General features: G+C 66.0%; 11 protein-coding genes. 10 read left to right on the forward strand and 1 reads right to left on the reverse strand.

Annotated elements, in window-relative coordinates; translation table 11 throughout:
- Positions 1 to 198, forward strand: a 198-nt coding sequence (locus Q8O80_RS14195) for an alpha-L-arabinofuranosidase C-terminal domain-containing protein (protein WP_305580336.1), incomplete at its 5' end; no start/stop codon positions are given.
- A 178-nt stretch (positions 199 to 376) separates the two neighbouring features.
- Here the strand turns inward: Q8O80_RS14195 and Q8O80_RS14200 are convergent.
- Positions 377 to 1456 (reverse strand): cytochrome C, encoded by a 1080-nt coding sequence (locus tag Q8O80_RS14200; protein WP_305580338.1) that lies wholly within the window; start codon positions 1454 to 1456, stop codon positions 377 to 379.
- An 81-nt stretch (positions 1457 to 1537) separates the two neighbouring features.
- Here Q8O80_RS14200 and Q8O80_RS14205 point away from each other — a divergent pair, with 81 nt between their 5' ends.
- The 9 genes from Q8O80_RS14205 to Q8O80_RS14245 are packed head-to-tail and all read left to right on the forward strand — an operon-like array spanning position 1538 to position 8431.
- Positions 1538 to 2848 carry a Na(+)-translocating NADH-quinone reductase subunit A gene (locus tag Q8O80_RS14205; RefSeq protein ID WP_305580340.1) on the forward strand — a complete coding sequence of 437 codons (1311 nt, stop codon included), beginning with the start codon at positions 1538 to 1540 and terminating at the stop codon, positions 2846 to 2848.
- A complete protein-coding gene (locus Q8O80_RS14210; protein WP_305580342.1) occupies positions 2845 to 3609 on the forward strand; it encodes an RnfABCDGE type electron transport complex subunit D in 765 nt (254 codons plus the stop codon). Before Q8O80_RS14205 ends, Q8O80_RS14210 begins: the two co-directional genes overlap by 4 nt.
- Entirely contained in the window at positions 3602 to 4405 is an 804-nt protein-coding gene (nqrC, locus tag Q8O80_RS14215) for an NADH:ubiquinone reductase (Na(+)-transporting) subunit C (RefSeq protein ID WP_305580344.1), read from the forward strand. Before Q8O80_RS14210 ends, nqrC begins: the two co-directional genes overlap by 8 nt.
- Complete coding sequence (locus tag Q8O80_RS14220; RefSeq protein WP_305580346.1) at positions 4405 to 5058, forward strand: NADH:ubiquinone reductase (Na(+)-transporting) subunit D; 654 nt, start codon at positions 4405 to 4407, stop codon at positions 5056 to 5058. Before nqrC ends, Q8O80_RS14220 begins: the two co-directional genes overlap by 1 nt.
- Positions 5055 to 5666, forward strand: a complete 612-nt coding sequence (gene nqrE, locus Q8O80_RS14225; protein ID WP_305580348.1) for an NADH:ubiquinone reductase (Na(+)-transporting) subunit E — start codon at positions 5055 to 5057, stop codon at positions 5664 to 5666. The genes Q8O80_RS14220 and nqrE overlap by 4 nt, the downstream gene beginning before the upstream one ends.
- Positions 5663 to 6886 carry an NADH:ubiquinone reductase (Na(+)-transporting) subunit F gene (gene nqrF / locus Q8O80_RS14230; RefSeq protein WP_305580350.1) on the forward strand — a complete coding sequence of 408 codons (1224 nt, stop codon included), beginning with the start codon at positions 5663 to 5665 and terminating at the stop codon, positions 6884 to 6886. Before nqrE ends, nqrF begins: the two co-directional genes overlap by 4 nt.
- A gap of 4 nt (positions 6887 to 6890) precedes the next feature.
- Complete coding sequence (locus Q8O80_RS14235; RefSeq protein WP_305580352.1) at positions 6891 to 7862, forward strand: FAD:protein FMN transferase; 972 nt, start codon at positions 6891 to 6893, stop codon at positions 7860 to 7862.
- Positions 7863 to 7872: 10 nt separating this feature from the next.
- Positions 7873 to 8049, forward strand: coding sequence for a hypothetical protein (locus Q8O80_RS14240; protein WP_305580354.1), 177 nt, complete (start codon positions 7873 to 7875; stop codon positions 8047 to 8049).
- The gene (locus Q8O80_RS14245) at positions 8042 to 8431 is read left to right on the forward strand and encodes a CBS domain-containing protein (RefSeq protein WP_305580356.1); all 390 of its coding nucleotides are present in this window, start codon (positions 8042 to 8044) and stop codon (positions 8429 to 8431) included. Before Q8O80_RS14240 ends, Q8O80_RS14245 begins: the two co-directional genes overlap by 8 nt.
- Positions 8432 to 8774: the final 343 nt, after the last annotated feature.

The following is an 8774-nucleotide window of genomic DNA, read 5'->3' on the forward strand; positions in this document are numbered from 1 at the left end:
GAGCTGCAGGGCTTTGCTGCGGGCAGTGTCATCGATCACCAGGTGATGACCCATCCCGATCTCAAGGCGGTGAACACGGCAAAGGACCAGCAGCAGGTTGCCCCCACAAAGGGTGATGGCGCAACGGTCGCGAACGGCAGACTGTCGGTGACCTTGCCCCCCTATTCCTACCAGATGGTGCGCGTAAAGGTCGCCTGAGCCCTAAAAGTCAGCCTCTCCCTCCAAAGGCGCGCCAACCAGGCGCGCCTTTACTCCGCGCAGCGTCTGACCGGCGCTGCAGAGGCGTATCGCCATTCTCGCGATGAACGGCGACAGCTGCCGAACTGGCTTCAATCAATCAACGGGTGGGCGAGATCCCCCAGAGCCTGGGTTACCCTCATCGGGCCATGCCCGTCAGATCCCTGCCCAGGCCTGCCGATAGGTCCTCCGCAGAGTCGAACACCAGCTCCAGCGCATAATGCGGGTTGTGAACGTGAATGCCGGCATCGGCGCCCACGAATTTCCAGTTATAGGCGGCCTTGAGCAAGCGCGGCGTCCAGCTGGCATAGGCAACCGGCGCGCCCTCGCGCTGGTCCGCCAACCCATCGCCATTGTGGTCGGCAAAGAAGTAGGGGTGGCTTGCGGGGTCATAGACCATGGGCGTGCCGGCAATTTCGCGAGCATAGTCCGCCATCAGTGCAAAGAGGCGCTGCCGATTGGCGCCGATGTCGGCGTGGATGCCCTGCTGCAAATTACCCGAACCATCATAGCTCTGGCGTGAAATCCGGATCTGCCGGGAGTCTGCTGTGTCATGGCAGGTGAGGCAGGTTTCCTCAGCCACAGTCAGATTGTGGGGCTCGTGGCAGGAGATGCAGGTTGCGACCGGGCGGGCATGCAGGAACCGGGGCTGATACTCCTTGCCGGGATACTGGTATCCAAGCGCCCCGGCGCTGCCCAGCAGGCTGGCTGCCGCAACGGCGTAGTGGGGATTGATGAAGCGGAGTTCGGGGTTGACCTCGTCGTCCGGTTGTCCGGCGACCGCCTTGTCTACAGTGGCACCCGATGCGCGCCCCTGATGGCAGGTCATGCATGCGGCCTCGGCGCCGGTCACCGGATGCTCCCGTCCGGATGGCAGCGGCACCTCGGTCACGCCAGGCAGGCCCGGACTATGACAGGTATCGCAATCGACCACGCCGCCAACGGGGACGGGGCTTTGCGGCAGTCCCGGCTCGCTGCCGTCAAATCCGTAGAATGAGCGGAAGCCGGCGCCTGAATGGCAGGTGGAACAGACGGGCGGTATTTCACCGGAATCGTTCCAGTGCGCGAAAGACTCCGAGTGCACATTGGCGTGCCCGGAACGGGCCCACTGCGTTATCTCTTCCATGTTCGGCGTTCGCTCGGGGCTTTGCCCCGTGGCAGACACCACGGCAAAGATGAATGGTATGCTGCCCCAGAGCAGTAATGATTGGATGCGCATTGCGGCCTTGCTCACTGGACTGGACCATGAAAAAGTCGCTGCTGAGGCTTGGCTTGTCAAGCAAAGCCTCGAGCGGACTGGTTGGGGCCCGAGGTCGTCAGGGAGGATTGCGCCATCTTAGGACTCAGGAAACGCGGCCTCACGGTGCCCATCCGCACGCCCCTTCCTCTGCCTACGACGCCGGAAACCCACATCACGGCGGAAGCCGGCCTGAGCCTGGGCCCGCAGATGGACCTGCGGGTTGAACCCCTGGTGCAGCTCGATGACATGGTCGTTCAGGGTCAGCCGATCCTGCGGGACCGCCGACGGCCCGAATGCATCGTCACCGCGCCGGTGTCGGGACGGATCATCGGGCTTGAAATCGGCGCGGGCCGCAGACTGACCAGCCTGGTTGTTGCCACTGGCGATCGTCTCGAACCCCATATCTATGATGCGCAGCAGGCCCGTGACGAGATGGCGGGCGGCAGCGGCTCGGATGCGCTGCGGGCGCTGCTGCAAGGCGCCGGCCTCTGGATGCGCTTTCGCTCGCGGCCGTTCGGCAGGGTCCCGGCAGCTGTGGCGCGCCCGGCTGCCATCTTCGTCATGGGTGCTGATACGCGGCCACTCGCGGCAGATCCGCGGCTTGTGCTGGACGGGGAAGCGGGCGACTGGGTGAAGCTGGGCCTGGCGGCGCTTGTCCGGCTCTGCAGCGGGCCGGTTCATCTCTGCCAGAATAGCGGACCCGATATCGTGCCGAGCATGGCCGGCGTGACGGTGTCGCGCGTGGGAGACCTGCACCCCTCCGGTCTCGCCGGATTCCAGATTTACCGCCACTATCCGGCGGAACCCGATCGTCCGGTATGGGATATCAGCATCGAGGACGTCGTCGCCATTGGGGAACTGCTGGCCACGGCAAGCCTTCCCGCCACGCGGCTGGTTTCGGTAGCGGGGCCCGGACTGCGCGAAACCCGCCTGGTGCGCTGCCAGCCGGGCGCCGATCTGCGTGAACTGTGCTACAAGCACAGCAAGCCCGGGCAGACAGTCATCCTTTCCGGCTCGGTGATTGACGGCGCCCCGTCGCGTTGGCTCGGCTATCACGATCGGCAGGTGACTGTGCTCGACAGCTCGAACTCCAGGCCACAGCAACACTGGCTGGATGCCGCATTGCGCCGCGCGTCCCGTCCTGAGCCGATCATTGCCACGGCCGCGGTGGAACAGGCACTCGGCGGCCTCATGCCGGGCATGGCGCTGCTGCGGGCCCTGTCGGTCGGCGATGACGAGGCAGCCCAAGAGCTTGGAGCGCTGTCACTGCTGGAGGAAGACATGGCGCTTGTCGATTACGTGACGGCCGCCTCGCCCCGGTTCTCCGATCTGCTCCGGGCGTCGCTCGATCGCATCGAGGCCAACCGATGATGCGCGGCATATGGAACCGCGAGACCGTGGCGCTCATCCTGCTGGCGGCGGCGCTGCCGGTGGCTGCCACCTGGCTCTGGGAGGAAGGCGTCACCGGCGGCAGTCGTCTGCTGCTTGCGGTCATTGTCGGGGGGCTGTGGCAGGGTCTGTTCACCGCCCTGCGCGCCCAGCCACCGAGCGCGGCAGGGGCCGTGTCGGCCCTGATCATTGCGATGCTGGCGCCCCAAGTGGGGCCCCTGCAGTTTGTGCTGGGCATCAGCTTCGGCTTCGTATTCGGCGAGCTCGTCTTTGGCGGCTGGGGGCGCAGCGTGCTGAGCCCGGCTGTGGTGGCGATCATGTTCCTCGGCTTCGGCTTTCCCTCGGCCGCATGGCCGGTCCTCGCCATTCAAATCGGCTGGGCCACCATACCCGCCGCATTGCTGCTGCTGGCATTCGGTGTGCTGCCGTGGCGCGTGCTGGCAGGGGCGCTGGTGGTGCTGGTGCTCGCTGGCGGGTTCAGTCTCGACCTGTTGACGAGCGCGGTCGCCCTCGCCCTGGTCTTTCTGGTTTGCGACCCGGCCACCGCCGCCTCCACCTCGCTTGGACGCTGGCTCCATGGTGCCCTGTTCGGGTCATTGATCGTCCTCTTCGCGGCCAGCTGGGATACCGCATCGGCGCAGATTGCCGTGTCTGCGGCGCTGCTGGCATCGCTTTCCGCGCCGCTGCTGGACGAAATTGCCATTGCCTTGTGGCGCGCGGTCCGGAGACATAGACATGGCTGAACTGAACCCGATCCAGCTCTGGCGCAGGCTTTTATCCCTGCCGAACGAAAGCCGGACCAAGACCATTGTCATCGCCTTTCTGATCTCGTCCGTTTGCGCCGTGATGGTGACGGGCGCCACTGTCGCGCTTCGGCCAATCCAGGCGCAGAACCGCGCGCTGGAACAGCAGACCCGGCTCGAGGCGCTGCTCACCGAGATCCCGGGCCTGAGCCAGATTCTCGCCGCCTCCGATGAAATGGCCCTGTCCACCGTCGTCGTCGACCTGCGCCGCGCCGAAGCCGCGCTGGACGTGACCCCTGAAACACTTCCCGCTGCCCTGGCCAATTCGAGCAACTGGACCGAGCTTTCCCCGCAGGAGGACATCGCCAATCTGGGCAGCCGCGCCAACCTCAAGCAGGTCTATCTGCTGCGCGGCCCCGATGACCGGGTCGAGCTGGTGATCCTGCCCGTCAGCGGCACCGGCTATGGCGGTCCGATCGAGGCGATGATCGCCATCGAGGCAGACATGAATACCGTCGCCGGCCTGGCGGTCATGTCGCATGGCGAGACCCCCGGCCTGGGCGCCCGGATCGACGAGCCGGCCTGGCGGACGCAATTTGCCGGCAAGCAGGTGGCAGACGAGACAGGTACCGTGCGGCTCTCTGTCGCCCAGGGCACAGCCACTACGGAATATGAGGTCGATGCGATCACCGGCGCCACCAGGACCAGTACGGCCATGGCCAGGATGCTGCAGTTCTGGCTCGGACCGCAGGGCTACGGTCCGCTGCTCGATGCCATCAGGCGAGGGGAGTTCTGATGTCCCCCTGGTCAACGCTTACCGACCCCATCCTGCGCCAGAATCCAGTCACCCTGCAGATTCTCGGCATCTGTTCGGCGCTGGCCGTCACCACCACGCTGGCGGCCGCTGCAACAATGGCGGCGGCCCTGACCGTCGTGATCGTCTGCGCCGCAGGAATCATCAGCCTGCTGCGAAACCACCTGCCGTCCTCGATCCGGCTGATCATGCAGATCATCATCGTCGCGTCGCTGGTGATCGTCGTCGACCAGCTCCTGCAGGCCTATTTCTACGAGATGAGCCAGCGCCTCTCGGTCTTTGTCAGCCTGATCGCCACCAATTGCGTGGTCCTGGGTCGCACCGAGTCATTCGCCCTGCACAATCGGCCGCTCCCCGCCATGGTCGACGCGCTGGGCAACGGGCTGGGCTATTCGCTGGTCCTCGTCATTCTTGGCAGCCTGCGCGAGCTGTTCGGCCGGGGGACGCTGCTTGACGTCGAGGTGCTGCGCACGGTCGAGCAGGGCGGCTGGTTCGAGCCGCTCAACCTGATGCTGCTGGCGCCCAGCGCGTTCTTTCTGCTCGGCGGCCTCGTCTGGGCAATCCGGAGCTGGCGGCCCGAGCAGGTCGAAACGTCCGAATTCGGCCTCACCCGGGTCAAGGAACCCGGACCATGAACGAGCTCGCCAGCCTCTTCATTCGTTCCGCCTTTGTCGAGAACATGCCGCTGACCCTGTTCCTGGGCCTCTGCACCTTTCTCGCTCTGTCGCGGCGGCCCGGCACGGCGGTTGGCCTGGGCATTGCCGTGATCGCCGTGATGGGCGTCACCGTGCCCGTCAATCACCTGCTGTTCCGCTTCGTGCTGGCCCCCGGCGCCTGGAGCTGGGCCGGCCTGCCCGATCTCGACCTGAGCTATCTGCGCCTGCTGACCTTTATCGGCGTGATCGCTGCTGCCGTGCAACTGGTCGAGATGGTGCTCGACCGCTACCTGCCGGCGCTGTTCACCACATTCGGCGTGTTCCTCTCATTGCTTGTCGTCCACTGTGCCATTCTGGGCGGCAGCCTGTTCATGGCGGACCGAAACTATGACCTGGCCGAGAGCGCGGTCTTCGGGCTTGGCTCGGGCACGGGTTTCGCCGTTGCCGTCATCATGCTGTCGGCGATCCGGCGTCGCCTGGTCTATGCCGACCTGCCCGACGGACTGCAGGGCCTGGGCATTGCCTTCATCCTGACCGGCATGATGTCGCTGGGCTTTTCCGCCTTCGCGCAGGTGGTGGCACCATGATGATCGAGATCGCGCTCGGCAGCCTGCTGATCATCGCATTGATCCTGGCGCTGGCGCTCGGCCTGCTGGTGGCGCGTTCCCTGCTCGTGCCCGACATCGCGCTGTCCGTCAGCGTCAATGGAGGCCAGGTGATCCCGGCCAAGCGGGGAGCCAAGCTGCTCGAAGTGCTGCATGGGGCCGGCATTGCGGTGCCCGCGGCATGCGGCGGCAGCGGCACCTGCGGACAGTGCCGCGTCATCGTGACGGGCGAGGGTGCGGGCGAGCTGCGATCCACCGAGCGCGGCCTGCTGTCGGCGCGGGAGCGACGGGACCATGTGCGACTGGCGTGCCAGCTCAACCTGCGCGGCTCGGTAGAGGTGACGGTCGGCCCCGAGATCCTGTCGGCCGAGACCTTTGCCTGCACCGTTGCCAGCAACCGCATGCTGGCGCCGCTGATCCGCGAGCTGGTGCTTGAACTACCCGCGCAACACGACCTCAAATTCCGGGCCGGCAGTTTCATGCTGCTCACCGCGCCCCCCTATGAGCGCGATTTCTCCCGCCTCGACGTCGAAGCGGAACACCAGTTGACCTGGCGGATATCGGGCTGGGAAAGCCTGCGGGCGCAGGCGTCGGAGCGCACGACCCGGGCCTATTCCCTGGCGAGCCGGCCGGAAGACCGCGGGCGGGTCGTGTTCAATATCAGGTTGGCCGTTCCCCCGGCGGGACAGGAGGCCGAGATCCCGCCCGGAGTGGTGTCCTCCTACCTGTTCGGGCTGGAGCCGGGCGACAGCATCGATGTGTCCGGCCCGTTCGGCGACTTCCACGTGCAGCCGACCGAGCGCGAAATGGTCTTTGTCGGCGGTGGCGTTGGCATGGCGCCGCTCCGCGCCATGATCCACGAGCAGCTTGGACAAGGCACCCAGCGGCCCATCTCCTACTTCTATGGCGCCCGCGCCCGCGCCGATCTGTTCTATGTCGAAGAGTTTGAGCAACTCGCCGCCAGCCATGCCAATTTCAACTGGACCGTGGCGCTGTCCGATCCGGCGCCGGGCGACCGCTGGCACGGACCGACCGGATTCGTCCACGAGGTGCTCCTCAAGGCGCTTGGCAGCCATCCCGCGCCCGAGGATTGCGAGTATTATCTATGCGGGCCACCTGTCATGATCTCCGCCGTGCTCTCGGCGCTCGATCAGCTCGGGGTTGAGCCGCATTCCATCTTCAACGATGACTTCGGGAGTTGAGGCCATGACCCTTCGCCGTCCAAATCGCCGTCTCGTTCTGGCGGCCGGCCTCGCGGCCATCGCCGCTCCCTCCTTCGCCCGCTCCCCCGCCACGATGGTGCTGGACGGACCCGCTTTCGGAACGGGGTGGGCCGTGACCCTGCCCGAACAGACGAACGCCGCGCGCCTGCGACCCGCCCTGGAGGCAGCGCTGGCGCGGATCGACGGGCTGATGTCGCCGTGGCGACCCGACAGCGCCATTGGCCGGTTCAACCAGGCTCAAGCGCTCGACCCGATGCAGATTGACCGCGAGCTGCACATGGTCATCGCCGCCGCATTGGCGCTGCGCACGGCCAGCGCCGGCAGCTACGATCCGTCGGTCGGCCCGCTGGTGCGTCGCTGGGGGTTCGGGCCGGTTGTCGGGAAATTTGCCGCCGATAGCCCGGGTTTCGAGCTCACCGACGATACCCTGCGCAAGGGACACCCCAAACTCACCCTCGACCTCTGTGGCATCGCCAAGGGCTATGCGCTCGACCAGATGGTGCGCACTCTCGAACACCATGAAGTGCGGGATTTTGTCGTCGATCTGGGCGGCGAGATCGCCGCCCGCGGCCACCATCCCAGTGGTCGAGGCTGGCATGTTGCCGTCGAAGACCCGCGCCTCGGCGCTGCTGGCGCCGTCGAAGTGGTCGATCTCGGCGGCCGGGCCATTGCCACCTCGGGCGACAAGGTGAATGGGTTTACCCTGGGCGCGCGACGCTACAGCCACATTATCGACCCCGGCACGGCGGAGCCGGTGCTGGGCTCCGCCGCCTCGGTCTCGGTCATTGCCGACGCGGCGATGACTGCAGATGGCTGGGCCACGGCGCTGATGGCGGCAGGCGCGGCCGGACCCGCATTGGCGCAGCAGCAGGGGGTGGACGCCCTGTTCCTGTTCAACGAACCGGCGGGGCTGCGGCGGGTGGCGGTCGGCCGCTTCGCCGAGCACCTGCTTTGAGGAGAGTGTGATGGAGATGATCTTCGCGCCGGTCATAGTGCTCCTGGTCACTGCCGGGCTGTCGCTTGGGCTGATGCTGCGCGGGCGCCCGCTGCAGTCCTCATGTGGCAGCATGAGCTGCCTCCCCGATGCCGATCGCTGTGCGGCCTGCCCGAAGAGACTGCGGGAGGCAGGCCATCATGACTGACCCCATCTCTGCCGTCATGCGCACGGACTACCTGACGCTGGACGCTGCCATGCCGATCCGGCAGGCGGCGGGGCTGCTGCATGCCAATGGCCAGGAATCGGCGCCCGTGGTGAATTCGACGGGCGACCTGGTTGGCATTCTCACCCAGAAGGACTGTTTTCGCCCGGCCATGATGGCGAGCTACTACAGACAATGGCGGGGGAATGTGGGCGACCAGATGAGCAACCAGGTCAAGTCCATCGAAGCCGAACTGGACATTGTTGCCGCAGCCGAGATGTTTCTATCCGAGCCGCATCGATCCTTCCCAGTGCTCCGGGCCGGCCAGTTGGTGGGCATGCTGCGCCGCGAGGACGTCCTGGGGCGGCTGCTTCAACTCGGCTAGCGGCAACAGCCACACTGGCCGCTGCGGCATCCTCAACTCAGGCCCGCAGGGTTTCGGCCGTGCTGGGTTGTGGCCCGGGTTGGGCGTCGCGCCCGGGGACATGGTGGCAGGGGCCGATATGCGCCAGAATGACCTTGTCGCATCACGGCTGCAAGATGGTTGACATCGTTCCCGCCAGTCGCGACAACTTCTGTCAACCCGGACCCAATTGATGTCGGCCCCAGGCGCCGGGATTGCGGACCTGGCCGGACGGTCCCATACCACAATAGCGTAGCCCAGATGGCCGAATACGAGCCAGGATTAGGCCAATCATGACAGAGATTATCGTCCTTGGCGCCGGCAT

It is taken from the genome of Devosia sp. (assembly GCF_030689745.1).
In the GTDB taxonomy this organism is placed as follows: domain Bacteria; phylum Pseudomonadota; class Alphaproteobacteria; order Rhizobiales; family Devosiaceae; genus Devosia; species Devosia alba.